The 22,443-nt window shown below is 63.0% G+C and carries 15 protein-coding genes; 6 read left to right on the top strand and 9 right to left on the bottom strand.

The window, feature by feature from the left end; all coding sequences use genetic code 11:
- Positions 1 to 159: 159 nt before the first annotated feature.
- From NFR41_RS05790 to glmS, 6 genes are all read right to left on the bottom strand, one after another.
- Positions 160 to 1,062, bottom strand: a complete 903-nt coding sequence (locus NFR41_RS05790) for a molybdate ABC transporter substrate-binding protein (RefSeq protein WP_251231072.1) — start codon at positions 1,060 to 1,062, stop codon at positions 160 to 162.
- A gap of 166 nt (positions 1,063 to 1,228) precedes the next feature.
- Entirely contained in the window at positions 1,229 to 3,343 is a 2,115-nt protein-coding gene (gene ligA, locus NFR41_RS05785) for an NAD-dependent DNA ligase LigA (RefSeq protein WP_251231071.1), read from the bottom strand.
- Positions 3,344 to 3,448: 105 nt separating this feature from the next.
- The gene (locus NFR41_RS05780; RefSeq protein ID WP_160214319.1) at positions 3,449 to 4,000 is read right to left on the bottom strand and encodes an HdeD family acid-resistance protein; all 552 of its coding nucleotides are present in this window, start codon (positions 3,998 to 4,000) and stop codon (positions 3,449 to 3,451) included.
- 254 nt (positions 4,001 to 4,254) lie between these two features.
- Positions 4,255 to 5,121 (bottom strand): NAD(P)H-hydrate dehydratase, encoded by an 867-nt coding sequence (locus NFR41_RS05775; RefSeq protein WP_160214320.1) that lies wholly within the window; start codon positions 5,119 to 5,121, stop codon positions 4,255 to 4,257.
- A gap of 2 nt (positions 5,122 to 5,123) precedes the next feature.
- The gene (gene acpS / locus NFR41_RS05770; protein ID WP_251231070.1) at positions 5,124 to 5,657 is read right to left on the bottom strand and encodes a holo-ACP synthase; all 534 of its coding nucleotides are present in this window, start codon (positions 5,655 to 5,657) and stop codon (positions 5,124 to 5,126) included.
- 49 nt (positions 5,658 to 5,706) lie between these two features.
- Complete coding sequence (gene glmS / locus NFR41_RS05765; RefSeq protein ID WP_251231069.1) at positions 5,707 to 7,551, bottom strand: glutamine--fructose-6-phosphate transaminase (isomerizing); 1,845 nt, start codon at positions 7,549 to 7,551, stop codon at positions 5,707 to 5,709.
- 393 nt (positions 7,552 to 7,944) lie between these two features.
- Here glmS and NFR41_RS05760 point away from each other — a divergent pair, with 393 nt between their 5' ends.
- The gene (locus NFR41_RS05760) at positions 7,945 to 12,027 is read left to right on the top strand and encodes an InlB B-repeat-containing protein (protein WP_251231068.1); all 4,083 of its coding nucleotides are present in this window, start codon (positions 7,945 to 7,947) and stop codon (positions 12,025 to 12,027) included.
- 72 nt (positions 12,028 to 12,099) lie between these two features.
- Positions 12,100 to 14,181: an elongation factor G gene (locus NFR41_RS05755; protein ID WP_251231088.1), complete on the top strand. Its 2,082-nt coding sequence runs from the start codon at positions 12,100 to 12,102 to the stop codon at positions 14,179 to 14,181.
- 138 nt (positions 14,182 to 14,319) lie between these two features.
- On the opposite strand, the gene aroF is transcribed toward NFR41_RS05755, so the two are convergent.
- The 3 genes from aroF to NFR41_RS05740 all read right to left on the bottom strand — a co-directional run bounded on the left by aroF (position 14,320) and on the right by NFR41_RS05740 (position 16,333).
- Positions 14,320 to 15,120 (bottom strand): 3-deoxy-7-phosphoheptulonate synthase, encoded by an 801-nt coding sequence (aroF, locus tag NFR41_RS05750; RefSeq protein WP_251231067.1) that lies wholly within the window; start codon positions 15,118 to 15,120, stop codon positions 14,320 to 14,322.
- Positions 15,117 to 15,398, bottom strand: a complete 282-nt coding sequence (locus NFR41_RS05745; protein WP_160214324.1) for a chorismate mutase — start codon at positions 15,396 to 15,398, stop codon at positions 15,117 to 15,119. Before NFR41_RS05745 ends, aroF begins: the two co-directional genes overlap by 4 nt.
- 146 nt (positions 15,399 to 15,544) lie before the next feature.
- The gene (locus NFR41_RS05740) at positions 15,545 to 16,333 is read right to left on the bottom strand and encodes an HAD family hydrolase (RefSeq protein ID WP_251231066.1); all 789 of its coding nucleotides are present in this window, start codon (positions 16,331 to 16,333) and stop codon (positions 15,545 to 15,547) included.
- A gap of 322 nt (positions 16,334 to 16,655) precedes the next feature.
- Here NFR41_RS05740 and guaA point away from each other — a divergent pair, with 322 nt between their 5' ends.
- The 4 genes from guaA to NFR41_RS05720 all read left to right on the top strand — a co-directional run bounded on the left by guaA (position 16,656) and on the right by NFR41_RS05720 (position 22,439).
- The gene (gene guaA, locus NFR41_RS05735) at positions 16,656 to 18,314 is read left to right on the top strand and encodes a glutamine-hydrolyzing GMP synthase (RefSeq protein ID WP_251231065.1); all 1,659 of its coding nucleotides are present in this window, start codon (positions 16,656 to 16,658) and stop codon (positions 18,312 to 18,314) included.
- A 147-nt stretch (positions 18,315 to 18,461) separates the two neighbouring features.
- Positions 18,462 to 19,892 carry a hypothetical protein gene (locus NFR41_RS05730; protein ID WP_251231064.1) on the top strand — a complete coding sequence of 477 codons (1,431 nt, stop codon included), beginning with the start codon at positions 18,462 to 18,464 and terminating at the stop codon, positions 19,890 to 19,892.
- 31 nt (positions 19,893 to 19,923) lie between these two features.
- Entirely contained in the window at positions 19,924 to 21,549 is a 1,626-nt protein-coding gene (locus tag NFR41_RS05725; protein WP_251231063.1) for an ATP-dependent nuclease, read from the top strand.
- Between the two features lie 38 nt (positions 21,550 to 21,587).
- A complete protein-coding gene (locus tag NFR41_RS05720; RefSeq protein WP_251231062.1) occupies positions 21,588 to 22,439 on the top strand; it encodes a DNA adenine methylase in 852 nt (283 codons plus the stop codon).
- Positions 22,440 to 22,443 lie beyond the last annotated feature (4 nt).

The following is a 22,443-nucleotide window of genomic DNA, read 5'->3' as shown; positions in this document are numbered from 1 at the left end:
CCAGCACGGCCAGCAGCACTACCGAAGCCGCGCTTCGCACCGCTCGTCCCACAGCTCTCCCCTCGTCGGACAACGCCTTTACCCTATTCTAAACCAGGATGCCGCTCCGTCCGGAAACGAAGCGGCATCCGCCACAATCGCCAAACGGTTTGGGCGCCCCTAGGCGAGCTCGAATCCCCATTCCTGCCAGATCTTGATGGCGTCCTCGCTGGTGAAAGCCCAGTTCAGGAACTGCTCGGCGGCATCGGCGTGCTCGGAGTCGGCGCATACGGCCGCCGGGTACAGGATGCTCTTGTGGGTGTCGTCGGGCACGACCGAGACGATCTTCACACCCCCGAAGCGGTACACGTCCGAGCTGTAGACCATGGCCAGGTCCACATCGCCGGAGTTGGCGTAGGAGCACACGTTGCCCACACTGGAGCCTTCGGTCACCTTGCCCTGCAAAGGCGTGCCGTCAAAGGTGCCGTCGGTACCGGAGCAATCCTTGCCCGCGGTACCGTCGGCGCTAATCCAGCATTGGGGATCGGTGGTGGAAAGGGACTGCTTGGCGTAGTTGCCCGCGGGGACGTTGGCATCTCCCACGGCCAGGGTGTAGCCGCCGGAAGCCAGGTCCTCCAAGGTGACATCCTTGATGTCGCTGCTCTCGCCCGCCACGATCACCAGCTCGTTGGTGAACATGTCGAAGCGCGTGGCCTCGTCGACGTACCCCTTCTCGACAGCCGTGTCCATGGTGCCCTTCGAGGCGGTGATGAGGATATCGGCGTAGCTGCCGGCCCCCAGCATCTCGTTCAGGGTGCCGGAGCCTTCGTACTGGGTGTCGGCGAAGGACACGCTGGGGTTCTGCTGATGGTAGAGGTCCTGCACTTCCTCCATGGCCTTCGAAAGCGAGTTGGCCGCGAAAATCTGCAGCTGCACCTCTTCGACGGTCGTCGCGGCGCCTTCCTGGGACTGGGACGCCTGGGGGCTTCCGCCCTCGTTGGACGAGCACCCCGCCAGCAGAGCCGAGACGGCTACGGCACAGGCGCAGGCGACCGCGAGCGCGGCTTTCATACCTTTCCTCATATTCCCTCCTTGGTAAAGAACGCATCTGCTCCGGGACGCTCTTCGAGCCGTCCGCGAAGCTGGGTTCCATGATACCTTTGCCTATATTATTGTCAATCATGAATATTTCTATTTGAGAATAATATCCAGCGCGCCCCTTCTCCTTCGATTGGAAGGAAGAAAGCGCCTACACCTCTCCGGTTTCCAGGATGCGCAGCAGGTCGGACTCGTCGAGCACCGGCACCCCCAAAGAGATCGCCTTGTCGTACTTGCTGCCCGCCGCCTCGCCGGCCACCACGTAGCTCGTCTTCTTCGAAACGCTGCCGGACACCTTGGCGCCGCGGGCCTTCAGGGCGCTGCCGGCCTCGTCGCGGGTCATGCCGGACTGCACGAGGCTTCCCGTCAGCACGAAGGTAAGCCCTGCGAGGGTCTGGGGAAGCCCCTCCCCCGCATCGGCAGCGCCGTCGGCCATGGACACCCCGCGGACGGCCAGGCGATCGATGACGGCCAGGTTGTCCGGCGTGCGCAGGAAGCGGACTATGCTCTGGGCGATCTTCGGACCCACGCCCTCCACCGCCGCCAGCTGCTCCTCGCTTGCCTCGCGCAGCGCCTCCATGGACCCGAAAGCCGACGCCAGCGCCTCGGCGGTCGTCTTGCCCACATGACGTATGCCCAGGCCGAAGAGGACGCGGGCAAAGGGGCGCGCCTTAGACTCCTGGATGGCCGCCGCAAGCTTCGCCCCCACCGTATGCCCCACGCGGATGGGTTCGCCCTCCTTGTTCACGCGGCCCGTGTCCACCGAGGCAAGCTCCGTCTCGTCGAGCGTGTAGTAGTCGGCCACGTCGTGCAGCCGGCCCGACTCCACCAGCCTCGCCACCAGCTCCTCGCCCATGCCGTCGATGTCGAGCGCCCCGCGGCTGGCCCAGTGGAGCAGCCGCTCGGCGGCCTGAGCCGGGCAATCGATGGAGATGCAGCGGAAATCCGCCTCGCCGGCCTCCCTAAGCACCAGGCTGCCGCAGCTGGGGCAGGTCTCGGGCATCTTCCACGGAAGGGCTCCCTCGGGCCGCAGCGAGAGCACCGGGCCCAGCACCTCGGGGATGACGTCGCCGGCCTTGCGCACGATGACCGTGTCGCCCACGCGCACGTCCTTGCGCAGCACCTCGTCTTCGTTGTGCAGCGTGGCCCGGGCCACGGTGGAGCCCGCCACCAGCACCGGTTCGAGCTCGGCTACCGGCGTGAGCTTGCCGGTGCGCCCCACCTGCACGGTGATGTCGCGCAGAAGCGTGGTCTTCTCCTCGGGCGGGAACTTGAAGGCGATGGCCCACCGGGGGGCGCGGGCGGTGAAGCCCATGGAGCGCTGCTGGGCGAAGGAGTCCACTTTCACCACCACGCCGTCGATCTCGTAGGGCAGGCTGCCGCGGTTCTGGATGGCCGCCAGGCAGAAGTCGCGCACCTCCTGCCGCCGCTCGCAGCGCCTGACGTCCGGGTTCACGTGGAAGCCCGCGCTCCGCAGCCATTCGAGCAGGCCCCATTGGCTCTCCGCCGCAAGTGCCGCTTCGTCGGCCACGGCGTAGACGAAGGTGGAAAGGTCGCGCATGGACGTGATGGAGGGGTCCTTCTGGCGCAGGCTGCCGGCGGCTGCGTTGCGCGGGTTCGCGAAGGGCTGCTTGCCGGCGGACAATGCCTGGGCATTCAGCGACTCGAAGCTGGCCTTGGGCATGTACACCTCGCCGCGAAGCTCCACGGCACCATCGCCTGCAAGCCCTTCGGCGGCCCCTTCTCGCAGGCGCAGCGGCACGTCCTTCACGGTGCGCATGTTGGCGGTGACGTCCTCGCCCGTCGTGCCGTCCCCCCTCGTGGCCGCACGCACCAGCCGGCCGCCCTCGTAGGTGAGCGCGATGGAGGAGCCGTCGATCTTGAGCTCGCAGACCACTGGCACGAACTTCCCGAACGCCTCTTCCACGCGGTCCATCCACGCATCGAGCTCTCCTAGGTCCATGGCGTTGTCCAGGGAGTACATCCGCCGCTCGTGGCGCACCGGCGCGAACTGCTCGCCCACGTAGCCGCCCACCCGCTGGGTGGGGCTTGCCGGGTCGGAAAGCTCAGGATGGGCCGCTTCGAGCTCGCGCAGCTCGCGCATGAGCGAGTCGAACGCCCCGTCGGAGATCTCGGGGGCGTCCAGGGCGTAGTAGAGGTAGGTGTGGTGCTCTATCTCCCGGCGCAGGGACTCGACGCGCTCCCGCGGGTCGAAAGATGCGTTCGTGACGGCGCCTGCAGGCGAAGCTTCCTGGTCGTGGGTCATCGGGATAGCCCTTTCGTCAGTTGCGTGCTGGCAAAGCGAAGGGCCCCAAAGCCCGGGGCCCTCGGCTGCTCCGCTGTAGATTCTACCACTGGGAAGCGGCGCCCCTTAGAACAGGTTGCCGGCTTTGCCCATGTTCCATCCGTAGAAGATAAGGCTCATACCGCGCATGAGCACGAACACCGACAGGAAGATGCTCAGCGATGCAGGCGCGACGAAGAACATGACGCCGCACAGGATGGACACGATGCCGCTCACGAGCATCCAACCCCAGGCGGGCGCTTCGCCTTTGCGCATCTGAAAGGCGCCGAAGATCTCCATGGCGCCGAAGGCCGCGAAGAACACGCCCACAACCCAGGGGATGACCGCCGAGTACAGCAGCGGGTGGACGAGCAGCATAGCGCCTATGACGAAGTCGCACACTGCGTAGACCACCGCCCATGCGGACAGGTCAGCCGCCTTGCGATAACGGAAGTAGTTGACCAGATCCATTACGCCCGACACCAGGAAAGCCGCTCCAGCGATGGCGGTGATGGTCACCAACGTGATTCCCGGAGCCACCAAGAAGATGAACGAGCAGAGTATGAGCAGGGCACCTGCGGCGATGAGCCCCCAATCGTGCTTGTGCTGCTGCGTTCCCGTATGCCTGATAGCTTCCATGGCGCACTCCTTTGCAACCTGCCGCCGCGCCGATTCGGGCACAACCTACCGAAGGGCGGCGAGCGCTTCTTACCGGATGCGATGCTATCAGAACGGCTGCAAGAGCAGCCGGGCAACGTTGACCCGTAAACACCGGGAAACGACGCTGTAGCCTACAAGTCAGATTGCCGTTGCCGAAAGGAAAACGCACGCTTCCTGCAGCCGTCGCGAAAGGAGGCGGTCGCCTAAGCGCAGGCCCGAATACGGCGGCGCACCTAGGCCCGAAAAGCCGTGCCGAGGGCGGTGATAGCCTGCGGTATGCGCAGGGGCAGATCGTCGGCCGTGACCGAGACGGCGCCAAGATCGGCAGCTGCCGCCTGCCCCGCTAGGGCATGCAGCGTAGCAGCCAGCACCCCGGCCTCGAAAGCGCCGAGGCCTTGGGCCAGAAGGGCGCCCACCATTCCGGCGAGCACATCCCCGGTCCCCGCCTTGGCAAGCGCCGGCGTGCCCTGGTCCATGTTGGCGAATCGCTCGCCGTCTGAAACGCAGGTGACGGGGCCTTTCAGCACCACCACCGACCGGTAGGACCGCGCAAGGGCTACCGCATCGGCCGCCACAGATGCGCCTTCGGCCAGACGCGCCGCCTCTCCGCCGTGGGGCGTCAGCACCGTGGCGAAGCCCCGTTCAGCGCGGCGGGCCAGGGCTTCGCGAAACCGCCGTTCGGCAAGCAGCCCCAATGCCGAGCCGTCCACGCACACGGGGCAGCAAGCCCCGTCGAGCACACGCCCGAGCAGCAGCGCCTCGTCAGAATCGCCCCCCTGAAAGCCGCATCCTGCCAGTACCGCAAGAGGATGGGACGGGCTGCGCGGGGAGAGATGGGCGTCCTCGAGCTCGCCGAAGGGCTGCGCCACAAGGGATGAGCTTGCCCGTCGGACCAGGGCGAGGGCTTCGGGATGGGTGAACACGTGGGTGTAGCCCGCCCCCATGCGCTCCGAAGCGCAGGCGCACAGGCAGGCGGACCCCGTGTAGCGGGCGCTGCCCACCACGCAGACAAGCTTGCCCCGCGTGTACTTGTTCGCGTCGGCGGCCGGGTGCGGCACCAGCGCCGCAAGCTCGCCTCGGGTGTAGACGACGCGTCCCACGGCTACAGCTCGTCCAGGAAGGAACGGGCCTGCTTGAAGCGCTTCGCCAGCTCCTCCTTCTGGTCGATGCGCTCCTCGACCGCCTGGACCGAGCGGGCGGTGATGGCCATGGCGCAGGCCACCGCGTCGTTGTGCGTGTGGGAGAGCGACAGCGGCAGATCCACCACGCCCATCTCCTGCGCAACCTCCCTCGCACGGCCCTGCAGCACAACGGCGGGCTTGCCCTTGGCGCTGCGCGTCACCGAGACGTCAAGCGGGCCGATGCCTTCGGAGAACCCGGTGCCGAGGGCCTTGAGCACCGCCTCCTTGGCGGCGAAGCGGCAGGCGAAATGGGCTTCCGGGTTGCCCGTTTTGCGGCAGTAGGCGATCTCCTCGGCCGAGAACACCTTGCGCTCGAAGGAAGGCGTGCGCTCCAAGATGCGCGCCATGCGGGCGATGTCGACGATGTCGACGCCCAGGCCCACGCAGCCCTCCACCGCCGGCGTCTGCTCGAGCACCGCGCGCTTGAGCGCCTCCTGTTCAGACTTCTTGCTCACGAACGCACCTTTCCAGCCCGCGCGCGAAGGCGCGCAAAGGCCTGCCTCCCTACTCCACCGTCACCGACTTCGCCAGGTTGCGCGGCTGGTCCACGTCGCACCCGCGCAGAAGCGCGATGGAGCGCGCGAACAGCTGCAGGGGCACGCTCGCGGTGATGGCCGTGAAGGCGTCGCGCACCTTCGGGATGTAGATGACGTGGTCGGCGTAGCGCTTGATCTCCTGGTCGCCCTCGGTGGCGATGGCCACGATCTTGGCGCCGCGCGCCTTGCTCTCCTGCAGGTTCGACACCAGCTTGTCGTAGACCGGGCTTTTGGTGGCCACGGCGATGACCGGGAACCCCTCGTCGATGAGCGCGATGGGCCCGTGCTTCATCTCGCCGGCCGCGTAGGCCTCCGCATGCAGGTAGCTGATCTCCTTGAGCTTGAGCGCCCCCTCGTAGCTGACGGCCGCGCCCATGCCGCGCCCCACGAAGAGCGCGCTCGCGGCATCCTTGCAGGCAAGGGCCGCCTCGTCGATGGCGGAGGTGTCCTGCAGGATGGTCTCCACTTGCTCGGCCGTATCCGCCAGCTCGCGGAACAGCAGGCGCACCTGGTTCATCTTGAGCTTGCCTTTCACCTGGGCAAGAAGCAGCGCCAGAAGCGTGAGCGAGACCACCTGGCCCAGGAAGGACTTGGTAGAGGCCACGGCGATCTCCTTGTTGGCCTTCGTGTAGATGACGCCGTCGGACTCGCGGGCCACGGGGCTTCCCACCACGTTGGTGATGCCGAACACGCGGGCGCCCTTCACCTTAGCGTCGCGGATGGCAGCCAGAGTGTCCGCGGTCTCGCCCGACTGGGACACGGCCACCACCAGCGTGGTGGGGGTGATGATGGGGTTGCGGTAGCGGAACTCGCTTGCCACCTCCACCTCGCAGGGGATGCGCGCCCAGCCCTCGATGAGGTTCTTGGCGATGAGCCCCGCATGGTAGGAGGTGCCGCAGGCGATGACGTAAACGCGGTCCACCAGGTTGAGTTCCTCCACGGACATGTCCAGCTCGTCGATGGCCAGCGAGCCGCCCACGAGCCGTCCGGCCAGGGTGTCGCGGATGACGCGCGGCTGCTCGTGGATCTCCTTCAGCATGAAGTCGGGGTAGCCCCCCTTCTCCGCCACGTCCAGGTCCCAGTCGATGTAGGTCGGTTCGGGCTGGAAGGCCTCGCCCGAGGCGTCGAAGAAGGTGGCGCGCGGGCCCTCCGCTTCGGAGAAGGTGAGCTTGGCCGTATCGCCGTCGCGCAGCACCACGACGTTTCGGGTGGCATCGATCATGGCGATGATGTCGCTGGCCAGGTAGAGCCCGTCCTCGGCAAGGCCCACCACCAGCGGAGAGTCCTTGCGGGCCGCCACTATAGTGCCCGGGGAATCGGCGCTCACCACCGCCAGCGCATAGGCCCCCACCAGATGCTCCGTCGCCGTGCGCACCGCTTCCAGCAGCCCTTGGCCTTCGGCGAGCGCCTCCTCTACCAGGTGCGCCACCACCTCGGTATCGGTCTGACTGGTGAAGACGTGGCCGCGTGAGGCGAGCTCCTCGCGAAGCTCGGCGAAATTCTCGATGATGCCGTTGTGTACCACGGCAACGCGCCCGTCGCAGGAGGTATGGGGATGAGCATTGGCTTCCGAGGGCTTGCCGTGGGTCGCCCAGCGGGTGTGCCCGATGCCGCACGTACCCGCAAGATCGAAGTGCCCGAGGGTGTGCGCAAGGCTGGATACCTTGCCCTTGCGATGGACCACCTCCAAGGCGCCGCCTTCCTGGATAGCCACGCCCGCCGAATCGTAGCCCCGGTACTCCAGGCGGCCCAAACCGCTCAGCAGTATGTCTTTAGCCTGATTGGATCCGGTGTAGCCAACGATACCGCACATAGATGCGCCCTTCCCCGCCGACAGCCGGGACGAGCGCCTGCGCCGCCCGCCGGCAGCCGTCGCGTATCTCTCTGCCAGGTTTCTGCATGAATCTTGCCAGAACCGCTTCGCCCTTGGAATCGCCCGCGCGCCAACGGGATGAAAAAACCCGATAGATGCGGCCCCCTCCCCGCGACGACCGGTGTTGGAGGCGGCGTCGGCGGCGACGCAGCCGCCGTTTGGACGAACTCGCCGCAAGGTGCAGTTTCCGCAACCGGAAGGCCCCTTCGGCGCAGAGCCGCCTGTCATCTTCCTGCCAGCCCGCATTGGTACCGTAAAGGTGCGGACCCTGCCGACGACTCCATCCCCGCAGGGCCCGCGCAACCGATGCAACCCGCGAACCGAGGAGCTCCCATGACTTCCACAGACCGCCGAACCCGACACGTACGATCCGTGCTGCTCGGCCTTGCGCTGACTGCGCTCGCCGCCTTTGCGCCCGCCGTCGCCATCGCCCAGGAGCCTCCGTTGCCGGCGGAGCGCGGCGTCGCCTACGGGGGCATCGTGGTGGAGTGCAGAGACGCCCAGACCGGGCCCGTCGCCCAGGGGGACGCGCGCTTCTCGTCCATGACCTTCTCCGTCGAAAACGATTCGGCCCTGCCCGTGATGGTTCAGGGCCGAAGCTACGGGCCCGGCCAGGAGGTATGCCGCCTTACCACCGACGAGCACGGGCGCGCCTCCACCGAGGACGATCTGCTGCCCGCTGGCGACTACCGCGTTCGCCTGGTGGACGCCAACCCCACCATGACCGTGAACGCGCCCGAGCAAGTAGCCCGCATCCGCCTCCAAGGCCAGATGGTGGCCCTGTCGGGCGGAGCGTCGTTTCGCACGCAGGTAGCCCGCGGCTCCTTCGCGGCGAAGGTCGCCTGCACCGAGGGCGGCACGGCGGCGTTCCCCGGGCTCTCCTCCGCCGACGGCGCACGGTTCGCCGTGGAGAACCGCTCCGAGGGCGACGTGGTGGTGTCGGGCGCGCGAGTGGCCCCCGGGGACATCGCCTGCTACCTGACCGCATCGTCGGGCGAGGTGGCGACGGAGGGAGACGTGCTCCCGGTGGGACGCTACGCCATCGTTCAGGCCGATGCGGGCACCGGCTGCCTGCCGCCCGACGGCACAGCGTACGAGTTCGCCGTTGCCGCGGACGGGGAGGCTGCGGGGCTTGGGGGCGACTGCGCCTTCCCGTTCACGCCCATCCGCGGCGACCTGTGCTTCACGGCCGCCGCAAGCCCCTCGTCAAGAAAGGCGTTCGTCCCCTTCGCCCTGGTCAGCGAGACCACCGGCGAGGTGCACATCCTGGTCACCGACGAGAACGGCTTCGCATCGACCCAGGCGTCCTGGAACCCCCATGGGCGCGACACGAACGCCGCAGACGTGCTGCTGGACGGCCGGGACAGCCTTGGCGTCGTCGAGGCGCAGGTCGATCGTATGTGGGCGAAGGCAGGCTGCTGGTTCGGAAAGCTGCCCTCGGGGCTCGTCGCTGAAGCGGACGAGGAAAAGGGCGCCCTGCCCTACGACCGCTACACCCTGCAGGAGCTGCCGACTGCCGGCTCAGGGCAAGAAGGTCTGATCCGGATGGAGGGAATCGCCATCGCGCGCCATGGTGCCCTGGTCAGCCTGGGGACGCTTCAAGGCCCAGACCGAACCCTCGCCGTCGCCCCTGCCGACGCGAACGGCATGCAGGACAACGCCGCCTTGCCCGCGACCGCAAGGGCGCTTCCGAGCTCGGAGTCCGCCGGTGATGCCCACGTCGGGACAGAACGCACCCCGTCCGCCCTGCAAGGCGCCGACGACCAGGCATCCGGCACCGGAAACGGCGCCGGTGACAACGAACAGGAGCGGCCCGAAAACGAAGAGATTCCCAACGTTGCAGCCGGCGACTCTCAAGGCAGCCCTGCCGCGAGCGAGGGAGGAGCGGACGCTCGAGAAGCACTGGACCGCGAGGCGCTCGGCGGCGATGCCGTGCTGAGCTACAGAACAGCTTCCGTTAGCGAACGGGACGCCGAACCCGAGCAGGCCGACGCCCAAAAGAGCGCAAGCGGACCTCAAAAGCTTGCGAAGACATCGGACGGCGCGCTGCCCGCATCGGCGCCGCTGCTCTTGGCCGCGTCGGGCAGCATCATGGCCATCGCCTCGTCCCGGCGCCGGCGAGCCGGAGCCATCGCAGCGGGGCCCAGGTTGCCGCGCATTGCCCAAGGACTCGCCGCCGCAGCCGTCGCGGCCGTCTGCGCGGCACTGCTCCTTGCGAGCCCGACGCAGGCGTTCGCTGCAGTAACCACCGTGCGCGACGCGCCTCAGGGAGTCCCGCCGAGCGAGATCGTCTTCGACTACGACAGGACGCTTTCCTCCCTCAGCCCCTCCCTCACGGTTTCCGCCGGATCGGCCATCAGCACCAGGATAGACCTGGTGTCCCCCAACTGGAAGGTGTACCGCGCCTGCTGGAGCGGATCGGTGGACGGAACGGTCAACGTCCCAGGCACCGTGTCCTATCAGCTTCGCGACGTGGGGTTCGACCTGGACGGCGACCGCATCGACCTGCGCATCGACGTGTCGAACATCACTGTGTCGCACCGACGCGCGGGAACGCTCAGCCATACGTTCTGCATCTCGGAGCTGTGGGTGAACGAGAAGACGGGCGCCTGGGACTTCTACCTGACCGGCTACTGCCTCTCGGACGACGAACAGTACTACGCCGCCGGCTCGAGGAACATGACGGTTCGAGCGTTCAAGAAGGGGACGAACAACCCCGCTAACGGGCGTTTCGTCAGCCAGTTCGTCGACCTGGACATATCCGACCTCAAGCTCGTGGACGGAGAGCCCGTAACGGACTACAGCGGGCCGTTCACCGAGCAGGTGCAGCTGCTGTCGGGCTACGACGAGACGGTGCACCTGTCCCGGGACTGCACCTTGGACATCGATAACGCAACTGCCACCTTCAGGGCCACGGCCGTCGACGAGAACACGCTCAAGTCCGGGTTCGTGGCCATTCTGGACGGCCGCGGGTTCACGCTGCACTGGAAGGGACGCAACTGCGGCACGGGGATGCTCGCGCTCTACGGCTCGGCCGTCATCACCGCGAAAGCCGGAGCCGGGGGCACCATCACCTCCCCGGGCGAGACCGTCGTGGGCTGGAAGCACTCCAAGACCTACGAGGCCGAGGCGAAGCCAGGCTACGAGCTGGCGGATCTGAAGGTGGACGGGGCCTCCGTCGGCCCCAGGCCCACCTACACCTTCGAAAACGTGCAGGCCGACCATGTCATAGAGGCCCTCTTCGCGCCTATAGGCTACCGCGTGGCTTTCGACGCGAACGGAGGCCAGGGCGCTATGGAGGACCAATCGATGACCTTCGATAAGAAGGCGCGGCTGCGCTCATGCGCCTTCTCGCGGCCAGGCTACGATTTCGCCGGATGGAACACCGCCGCCCCCGGAGGGGCCCTCGGCTTCGACGACGAGCAGGAAGTGGTGAACCTTGCTTCGACGAAGGATGCGGTGGTCACGCTCTACGCCCAATGGGTCGAGAAGGAGGCCGTCCCCATCCAGTACAACTGCGGCGACCCCGACCATGGTTCTGTGGACACCGCCATGGAGATGCTGGCGCCGGCCACGGGAAGCGCCGAAGGGTCGTGCGCCTTCGCGCTGACAGGCTACCATGTGAAGGAATGGCGCGACAGGTCTGGCGTCGTGGTGGGGTCCGACGATCGGTTCTGCCCCACGCGCGAGCCCGACGAGCTATGGCAGGCAAGCCGCTACGTTGCCATCATCGAGCCCAACGCCTACCGCGTGGCCTACCATCCAGACGGCGGCTCAGGGGCCATGGAGGACAGCTGGCTTCGCTACGACGAGGAGTCGACCCTCGCCCCCAACCGCTTCTCGCGCCCGGGATGGCGCATGGTCGGCTGGACCGACGAGGAGGGCACCGTCTACGCCGACGAGGAGGCGGTGCTCAACCTGACCGACGAGGACGGGGGCATCGTAGACCTCTATGCCCTTTGGGAGGAGGAGCCGCCGGACGAGCCCGAGCCCCCCGCCGAGCCAGACGAGCCAGTAACGCCGGACGAACCGAACGAACCTGCCGCGCCCGACGAGCCTGCCGCGCCCGCGCCAGTCGGTCCCGAGGAGCCCGAGGAACCGGCGCAGCCGCCAACCCAGGAGCCGCAGCCGCCCAAGCCCGCAGAGCCAGCCGAACCGCAGCAGCCAAGCGACGCAGCTCCGCCGACGACGAACCCCGAGCCCGAGCCCCCCGCACCGAATCCGCCCGCCGCACCGCTTGCGAAGACGCAGGACGACAAGCTTGCCGGCCTGGCGGCCGCCGCCGTTGCCGCCGCTCTGTCGCTTGCCGTAGCCGTCGGCGCCGCGAAGAGGCACCGCAGCCAGCGGCTTCGCAGGCAACGGGCCCTCTACGCGCTCAAGCGCGCCAACGAGGTGCTCGGCCCTCAAACTCGTTGACAATCAGTAAACGGTTAGCCCCCAACATTGCGATACACTGTTCCCATCGTTTCCGCGCTTACCGAAAGGTTGGTGGTCACCTTGGCAGCACCAGAGACCGAGCATGTACGGAACATCGTTTTGGTAGGACAGGACGGCGCTGGTAAGACCTCACTCGCGGAAGCGATGCTTCACGTGAGCGGCCGCACGCCCCGCATGGGAACAACCCACGACGGAAAGTCCTACCTCGACTACGACGACGAGGAGATCCGCCGCAAGTTCACCATCAGCACGTCGGTTGCGCCCATCCCCTACAAGGACTACAAGATCAACCTGCTGGACACCTCGGGGCATCCCGACTTCATAGGCGACACGCTGGCCACCATGCAAGCAGCCGAGATGGCGCTGTTCGTCATCGACGCCGTGGCCGGCCCCCAGGTGATGACCACGAAGCTGTGGCGCGAAGCTGAGGGCATGCGCCTGTCGCGCGCGGTGTTCATCAACCACATCGACCGCGAGCACGCCGACTTCGAGATCATCATGGCCACGCTGCACGCCCGCTTCGGCAGCCGCCTGGGGCCGGTCACCATCCCCATCGGCGTGGCGGAGGACTTCCGCGGCGTCATCGACATCATCCGCATGAAGGCGCGCTACTTCGACAAGGACGGCACCTCCGAGCGCATCGAGGACATCCCGCCCGAGTACCTGGACGCCGCCCAGACCGCCCGCGACAAGCTGTGCGACCTGGTGGCCGAAGCCGACGACGACCTCATGATGAAGTACTTGGACGGCGAGGAGTCCCTCACGCAGCAGGAGCTGGAGACGCTCCTGGACAAGGCCATCGCCCAGGAGCTTTTCATCCCCGTGTTCGTGGGCTCCACCATCATCAAGCAGGGTATCCAGGGGCTCATGGAAGACATCGCCACCTACTTCCCCCACCCGCGCCATCACGGACGGTTCCGTCTGGCCAACGGCGAGATCACCTACGTGGACGAGACCGGCGAGCCAGCGGCCTTCGTGTTCAAGACCGTGGCCGACCCCTACGTGGGGCGCCTGAGCTTCGTCAAAGTCATCTCCGGCGTGCTCACCCCAGGCATGGAGCTTGTCAACTCGCGCACCGGCAAGAAGGAGCGCCTGGGCCACATCTACGTGATGATGGGCAAGGAGAACAACGACGTGAAGAGCGCCAAGGCCGGCGACATCGTGGTGATCCCCAAGCTCACCGAGACCAAGACCAGCGATACGCTATCGCAATCGGGCACCGTAGCTATCGACCCGCTGCCGCTGCCCGTGCCCCAGTACCCCGTGGCCATCGAAGCGGCGAACAAGAAGGAAGAGGACAAGCTGGGGACGTTTTTGGCCCGCGTCGTCGAGACCGATCCTACCATCCGCGTCTCCCGCAGCGAGGAAACCCATCAGACCGTGCTCACCGCCATGGGCGAGACCCAGGTGGAGATGCTCATCTCCCGCTGCAAGGAGCAGACCGGGGTGCAGGCGGTGCTGGTGCCCATCCGCATCCCCTACCGCGAGACCATCCGCAAAACGGCCGAGGCCCAGGGACGGCACAAGAAGCAGACCGGCGGCTCGGGCCAGTTCGGCGACTGCTGGCTGCGCATCTCCCCCAACCCCGGCGAGGGCTACGAGTTCATAGACGAGATCGTGGGCGGAAAGATCCCCCGCGGCTTCATCCCTGCCATCGACAAGGGTGTGCAGGACGCCATGCTGGAGGGCCACCTGGCCGGGTACCCCATGGTGGATTTGAAGTGCGCCGTGTACGACGGCTCCTACCACGCGGTGGACTCCAACGAGATGGCCTTCAAGACGGCCGCCCGCATAGGGTTCCGCGCCGCGTGCGAGAAGGCCGACGTAGTGGTGCTCGAGCCCATGGCCAACATGGACGTGACCGTGGGCGAGGAGTACGCCGGTGCCGTGATGAGCGATATCTCCACCCGCCGCGGGCGCATCGTAGGCACCGACTCCAACGACGCGGGCGAGACCGTCATCAAGGTGCGCGTGCCCTACGCCGAGGTGGTCAGCTACACGAAGGACCTGCGTTCGATCACCCGCGGGTCTGGCAGCTACCTCATCCAGCTGGAAGGCTACGAGCAGGCGCCTGCCGACGTGCAAAAGAAGCTCGCCCAAGCCTACCAGGAAGCGCGCAGCGCCGGCAACTAGGATAGGCGGCAAGCATTTCGCACAGCCATCCCGCTAACGCAGCGAGGCCCCGCAACCGGGGCCTCGTTTCTCGTTCCGTGCGTTTTTCGCCGTCTGCCACAGAAGGGTCCGCCGCAGACGCGGGAGCGCCGCCCAGGGCTAAACGATGGTCTTGCCGAACACGGCGGCCAGCTCGCGCAGCTCGCCCACCAGCTTCTCGAACTGGGCGGGGGTAAGCTGCTGCGGACCGTCGGACAGGGCGCAGGGCGGGTTGGGGTGCACCTCAATCATAAGCGAGTCGGCGCCCGCCGCCACGGCCGCGTAGGCCAGAGCCGGCACCAGGTCGCGTTGGCCGGCGGGATGAGACACGTCGATGCACACCGGATAGAGCGACTGCTTATGGATGACCGGGATGGCAGCGATGTCAAGCGTAAAGCGGGTAGCCGTCTCGAAGGTGCGGATGCCGCGCTCGCACAACACCACGTTGTCGTTGCCCTCGGCCGTGAGGTAGTCGGTAGCCGCCAGCCACTCGGCTATGGTGCCCGCGAAACCGCGCTTGTACAGCACCATCTTCTTCGACTCGGCGGTCACCTGGCCGATCTTCTTCAGCAGGCTGAAGTTCTGGAAGTTGCGCGCGCCCACCTGCAGGCCGTCCACGTAGGAATGCACCAGCTCACAATGGGCCGAGTCCATGACCTCGGTAAGGGTCTTCAGTCCGTACTTGTCGCCGGCCTCCTTCATGATGACCAGGGCTTCCTCGCCCAGGCCCTGGAAGGAGTGCGGGTTCGTGCGCGGCTTGAAGGCACCGCCGCGGATCCAGGTGAGCCCCAGGTCCTTCACGCAGGCGGCCACCTCGTCGAATTGCTCCGCCGACTCCACGGAGCACGGCCCCGCATAGATGGTTATGGTATCGCCCCGGGTGCCCAGGTTGGGGATGGGGGGAATGTTCGCTTCGCTCATACCGACGGCGTCTCCTTCATGACCTTGAGGATGGTGGCGTAAATCTCGCGCAGATGCTCGTTGTAGAGCGGGCCGGCGTTCATGCCGTCCAGCTTCGCGAAAATCTCCTCCTCGCGCTTGGCGTCGTAAAGGCCCATGTGGGCACCAGGCTTCAGGCCGCGGATGACCAGCGAATGACCTGCGCGCTTGTTCAGAAGCGCCACAAGCTCGCGATCGATCAGGTCGATCTGCTCGCGATGCTTCTGGATCTCGGCAAGATTGCTGTTCTGATCAGACATCGCTTTTCCTTTCATGTACCGCAAGCTTTAACGAGAACCTGCCGCGCGCGTGCGCCCGGCCACTCGTGTGCGCCCATGATAGCAAAAGCGAGGGCCACCGCCCCCGGGTTCCCACGAACCGCCAAGGGGCGACCACAATCGGCAGCCTAGCGCCCTGCGATTCCCGGCTCGATGCCGGTCGCAGGCCTCTCGCAGGCGGGAAGCCCCTCGGCCCAGTCGGCGAACTCCTCCAGGCTGCCGTGACGAACCATGGACAGGTCGAAGCCCACAGGGTCGAGCAAACAGTCGGTGACCAGGAACGCGTCGGCCCCCAGCTTGCAGAAGGCGAGATCCTCCACCGTGTTGTTCCCCACCATGAGCACCTCGTCGGCCGAAACACCCAGGGCGCAGACGTTCTCCCGGTAGTACCCCAGGTGCGGCTTGGCGCTTGTGGAGTTGTCGAACACCGTGATGCGCTCGAAGTCCGCCGGGTCCACGCCCGCCCAGCGAAGGCGCCACTCCACGGCCTCGCGCGGGAACAGCGGCATGGTGGTGAGCACCAGCGGGTAGCCCTTGTCCTTGAGGGCGCGCACGGCCCGGGCAGCGGCGGGGTTCGCCGTCAAGGTCTTGCCGATCTCGCCGAAAGGCCCCTCGTAGAACGTCGAGAAGAACGCCTCCCAGTCGCGGCCCTCCCATGCAGGCCCCATGACCTCGGCGAAGCGGCTCCAGAACACCTCGGCGTTGGTGGTATCACCCGGGTTGGCCGTCATGGCCTTCACGCCGATGTTCACCGCATTGAGCAGCTGCTTGGGGTCTTCGCCGTGCTCGGCGGCGTACTCGCCCAGGCGCCCGAAGTAGCCGCCCAGGAACTCCTCAAGCTCCATGGGAAGCAGCGTCCCGTCCAGATCGAAGCAGATGGCGCGGTAGGCGCGGTTGGGCTTGGACAACTCGGTCACGGTAGGTCCCCTCTCGTAGCGTTGCGCTTTCGGCGCCGCGCGTTGCTGCGTAGCGCCGGCGTTTTCCAACCCCCGATGATACCAGCAATGCCTGCCTGGCAAAGGCTGCAATCGGCGAGACCGCCCACGCCTTCGCCGATTCGCCCCAAGGGAGACCGCCCGCACCCCACATGCGGTTGCTCACCTCAGTGCGGCTGCCGCGCACCGCCGGTAAACCGTGGACGGTCGTTGTAACAAGCGGGAAACCCGCGCCAAACTGCTATCATATAGCATTGCGCCATTCAGGCGCAGCTTGCGAAACACCCTTACGATTGGAGCATCCATGGCAACATCGGCCGCCGGCTCGCCGGTCCTCGTCGTCGACTTCGGAGCGCAGTACGGGCAGCTTATCGCCCGACGCGTGCGCGACCTGCACGTTTACTCCGAGATAGTCCCTTGCGACATCACTGCCGATGAAGTGCGCGCCTTAAACCCCGCGGCCATCATCCTTTCCGGCGGCCCGGCGAGCGTCTACGCCGAGGATGCCCCCAGCATCGACCCGGCCATCTTCGAGCTGGGCATCCCGGTGCTCGGGTTCTGCTACGGCCAGCAGATCATGGCCGTGACCCTGGGGGGCACCGTGGGCCACACCGAGAAGGGCGAGTACGGCCCGGCGCCCCTTACTCTGGCGGACGGCTCCCCTTCCTCGCTGTTCGCCGGCACCCCGTGCGAGCAGACGGTGTGGATGAGCCATCGCGACGCCGTGAGCCAGGTGCCCGAGGGCTTCGTCGTGACCTCGTCCACCGACGTGTGCCCCGTGGCTTCCATGGAATGCGCCGAGCGCAGGCTCTTCGCCACGCAGTTCCACCCTGAGGTGCGCCACACGCCCTACGGCGACACGCTGCTGCGCAACTTCCTGTTCGGCATCTGCGGCCTTGAGCCCAACTGGACCATGGACTCCATCGTGGAAGACGCGGTGGCGACTATCAAAGGCCAGGTGGGCGGCGACCGCGTGATCTTGGGACTTTCCGGCGGCGTGGACTCCTCCGTGGTGGCGGCTTTGTGCGCGAAGGCTATCGGCAAGCAGCTGACCTGCGTATTCGTGAACCACGGGCTTTTGCGCAAGAACGAGCCGGAAGAGGTGGAGGAGGTCTTCACCAAGCAGTTCGACGTGGACTTCATCCACGTGCACGCCGAGGACCGCTACGCCGCGCTGCTGGCCGACGTGAGCGAGCCCGAGGAGAAGCGGCGCATCATCGGCACCCAGTTCTGGAAGGAGTTCTTCGCCGTGGCCGAGGAGCTTGCCTGCGACGGGCGCCCGGTGAAGTACCTGGCCCAGGGCACCATCTACCCCGACATCATCGAGAGCGGCGCCCGCAAGACCGGCGGCAAGGCCTCCACCATCAAGAGCCACCACAACCTCATCCCCTTCCCCGAAGGGGTGCACTTCGACCTGATCGAGCCGCTGGACCACTTCTTCAAGGACGAGGTGCGCGCGCTGGGCACGGCGCTGGGGCTGCCCGACCACATCGTGCACCGCCAGCCCTTCCCGGGGCCGGGCCTGGCCATCCGCATCATCGGCACCGTGACGCGCGAGAAGCTGGAGATCCTGAAGAACGCCGACGCCATAGTGCGCGAGGAGCTTGACGCCTACAACGAGCAGCTGAAAGCGAAGATAGCCGAGCAGGCAGCGTACGGCGAGTCCGACGGGCTGGTCCGATGCAGCGCCGGCGGCGCCGAGGTGGAGCGCCCGGTATGGCAGTACTTCGCGGTGCTCCCCGACGTACGCAGCGTGGGCGTCATGGGCGACGAGCGCACCTACGCTCGCCCCATCATCCTGCGAGCCGTGGAAAGCAGCGACGCCATGACCGCCGACTGGGCCCGCCTCCCCTACGACGTGCTGGCCAAGATCAGCAGCCGTATAGTAGCAGAAGTCCCCGGCGTAAACCGAGTCGCATACGACATCACCAGCAAACCGCCCGCAACGATCGAGTGGGAGTAGGCAACATTTGACAAGAAATTAGCAGACGAGCCTCGGAGCTTTTGCCTTCTTCAAGAGAGTTGGACAAGGAAGGTCTAGCTTGTTTGGTGGTAGTCTTAATTCATTATCTCGAAAGAAGTATCTGGTTGATTGACAGGTAGTTAAACTATGGGCGAACGAAAACTGATTGACATCAATTTCCTCGTTGTAGATGAAGAGAACCCGCGGTTCGAAGCGGTGTCAACCGAAGACGATGCTCTTTTCTCGATTCTTGAAGATCAATCGTTGGCTTCTGGAAACAAGATTCTAAATCTCGCGCAGGACATTGCCAGCAACGGACTCAATGCCTCTGAGCTTCTAGTTGTCAGCCCAATCGAAGGCACAAATACATATCGCGTCCGCGAGGGCAATCGTCGCGTTACCGCTATTAAGCTTGCTCTGCAGAGTAGCTTAGTTCCAAGCCCTTTCAAAAATCTGACTGAACAATTTAGCAATTTGAAGACTGCAATGGAACAGCACCGCCTTGTTGAGTGTTACGTCAGCGACAACGAAGAAGAGATAGGCAGGCTTCTTGTTCTGCGCCATGGTGGTGAAAGCGAAGGCGTAGGCACAGTCAAATGGAACTCGGCCCAGAGAGCACGCTTTTCTCAAAAAGGCAATCAGCAATCCGCGCGTGCAATTTCTCTGGTTGAGAACCTACATAAACTGCGCGGCCTCGACAACATACTCGCCATTGCAGCAAATATCCCTGCGACAAACCTTGGCAGATTGATATCCACTCCCGAAGTGAGACAGGCGCTCAATATAGAAGTATCTGGGAGCAGCGCACACTACTTGGGAGGACGCGACGGCCTGCTCCTCGCTGTGCTTGAGAAGGTAAAACGCGAAGGCGTGGCCCCAATATACAGCAAGACAGACCGAATCCGCCTCATTGAAGAAACAGCGAGGCGAGTTGGCTCTGGCAACCCCGAACAACCCCTATTTCTGCCAGACAAAAGCATCGAGGTTGTCGATGAGACGGAAAACGAGTCACGGGGAGACGAATCTTCACGCGCATCCCGTGCTGGCACAGCTAGTTTGGTCGAATTGGAGAACGACTTTCATCAGTCGGACAGTCATGGTGAGATAATTGCTCCACGCAGAAAACCAGTCAGCAGAATCAACCATGATGCAATGTTTGGCCAAATCCTGCGACCAAAGGGGCGTATGTCTAATGATGTCTATAGAGCGATTGAGTGGATCGACCAGCAGTATTTACGCAATCCAGAAGATCTTTCGCACCTCCTTCCAATACTAGGCTTTTCTCTTCGTTTGCTCATGGAAACAACAGCCCGTGAATACTACGAATCAATTGGCACGGATCAGGGCGAGAGCGCGTTTAAAAGCTTTATGAAAGACGTGGCAAAACCCGCCATTAAGGTCAAAATTGATGCAGTTGAACAGAATGACATGGCACTCGCCTCAGAATGGATAGACGGAAAATTTAGTTTTGAAGCCCTGTTCCACAAATGGGCACACGGGATCATCTCAGTCGACCGCCCTTCACTTGTGAGACAATCGAAGTTAGTAGCCCTTATCATTAACGAGGTGTGGACATAGTGTTTGGAGATTCGCGCTAGGAGCTTGAAAAATGAAAGCCGTTCGTCTCTATATCGAGGATTTTCGGCAGTTTCAAAACTGCGAGATTATTATTGGCAAAAAACTGACCGCAATTGCAGGCAACAACGGAACTGGAAAGTCGACAATTATAGGACTACTTGCCAATTCTTCTGAGCTGCGCGGCCACAAAACATATATGGACAAATCGTTTCGTGGCGAGTTTTCTGAATTATTTTCGGGCTCTCCCCAACACGATCCCACTGGCTGCAAAATAAACCTGGAATACGTCGAACGTGGAAGCAAAGAGTCTGTAGTTTTTAGAACGGCTTGGCAAAACAAGGGGACTCGCTTTAGGGTAATTCCCAGGCGAACGCTTCCGAGCGGCAAGACAACAGAGGCAAAACTTGAATCGCCGGTAATCTATCTTGGCCTTTCGCGACTGTACCCGCTTGGGGAGGCCGACACCAAAACACTGAAGCGTCATGCGCAACGGTGGGCATCAACAGAAGATCGCAATTGGTTCATCGAGAAATATGCCGAGATACTCAGTATCCCCTCAGCCGAGATAAAGTCTGTGAGCAACTTTGATATAGCACAGTCCAGGAAACGTGGAACTGGCATCGAGACCGAAAACTACGGACCTTCTGCCAACTCATCAGGACAGGACAATCTCGGACAAATACTAATGGCCGTTCTCTCCTTCAAAAAACTTGCGAGAACTCTGGGCGGCGACTGGGATGGAGGGTTGCTTCTTGTAGACGAAATTGATGCCACTTTACATCCTGCAGCGCAACGTAGACTGATTGACCTCTTGCTAAAAGAGTCAGGAAAAGACAATTTCCAGGTTGTCTTTACCACGCACAGCACAGTAATACTCGATTACTTAGCCAATAAAATAGGCCCTGCACCTACGAAAGAACCCAACGATATCGAGATTGCCTACTTAACCGATGCCAACAGACTACTCGAAATCAAACGAAATCCATCTTGGCACACAATGATTAACGATTTGTTCATTAGGACACCTGGTGTCTCATCGCCAAAGGTTGGCGTTTTCTGCGAAGATGCAGAAGCACGATGGTTTACAAAAAAACTTATAGAAGCTCTGTATCCAGTTTTAAGCCCACGAATTCATCTTATTGATGCGCCCTTTGGCAAAGATACGCTAATGCAGCTCTACAGACACGATTATCCATATATGAAAGACCGAATCGTAGTGTTTGACGGAGATGTCCCCGAACAGGAGCTTGAAGAAAAAATCCCAAGTATGTATGTTCGAGATGCAGGCAACATAGTACGACTTCCTGGAAACGTTCGCCCCGAACAGACTATTTGGAGCTACCTGGAAAATACGGAGATTGCTGATCCAATATGGGGAAATCTAGCCCCATACGATTACACGCACAAAGCTATAGTAGAAAATGGCCCCTTCTCTTCAGTGTATTCTAACCAGAGCACCGAAAGAAACAAGTTCAAGGCATGGCTTAGAGGCAACCAGTCTATTTTCAGTGATGCAGATGTTGTAAAGATGTGGACAGAAGTCAACCCCGATCTTGCGTGGAACTTCATTGAAGCCTTCACTGCCGCATACAATCGAGTAGCAAAAAGAACATCTGCGGACATCATGCCAATGCCCAAAGAACACACTAAGAAATAACAAGCCCGTCGATAAACAGGTCAGAGGGAGGTGCGCTCATGCCGATTACTTACACACCGCTTCGGTTCCCAGGAGGTAAATCGAAAATATATCCTCTCGTTGTTTCGTTAATCGACGAAAACAGTCTTCGTGGGTGCACTTATGCGGAGGGCTTTTGCGGAGGTGCAGGGCTAGCATTAAAACTCCTTATAAAAGGCGATGTGTCGAAAATAGTGCTGAACGACTACGATCCGGCTGTGTACAGTATTTGGAACGCCGTAGTAAATCATCCTGACGAACTTTGCGAATATATTATGACAGTCCAATTGAACGTGGACCAATGGCGCGTCTGCCGCGCCATATACCACAACTCCACTAGCCCTTCATTAGATTTAGGACTGGCCGCTTTCTATCTTAACCGCACAAATCGTTCCGGCATACTTCCTGGTGGCGTAATTGGCGGGCAGGACCAGACAGGGACCTACAAAATAGATGCTCGGTTTAACCGAGATGCACTTTGTAAAAAGATCCGCATGATTTCCGAACGCGCAGAAGATATTGAACTTCACAACCTTAATATATTCGACTTTATGAAAGACATTGCACCGAATCTAGGCCCCTCTTCTTTGCTCTATCTCGATCCGCCTTACGTGCAAAAAGGTCCTGAGCTTTATGAAAATAGTTTCACTGATTGCGACCACAAAGAATTGGCCAAATGTATTAAATCTTACGAAGGCCGATGGATAGTGACTTACGACGTGGACGCTTTGGTAGATAAACTCTATGCCCCTTCTGGTGACTGGAAAATCACTACCAGCGAAATCAGAATTGGCTATAGCGCCGCCAACACACGAAATATGGCGCCCGAACGACTGGTTTTGAGTCCGAAGATGAGTCTTCCTTCGGCTTAAAGGC

The sequence above is a fragment of the Adlercreutzia aquisgranensis genome, from assembly GCF_943193145.1.
Taxonomy (GTDB): Bacteria; Actinomycetota; Coriobacteriia; order Coriobacteriales; family Eggerthellaceae; genus Xiamenia; species Xiamenia aquisgranensis.
Note: the sequence above shows the minus strand (reverse complement) of the source record. Positions and strands in the feature narration are given on the sequence as shown.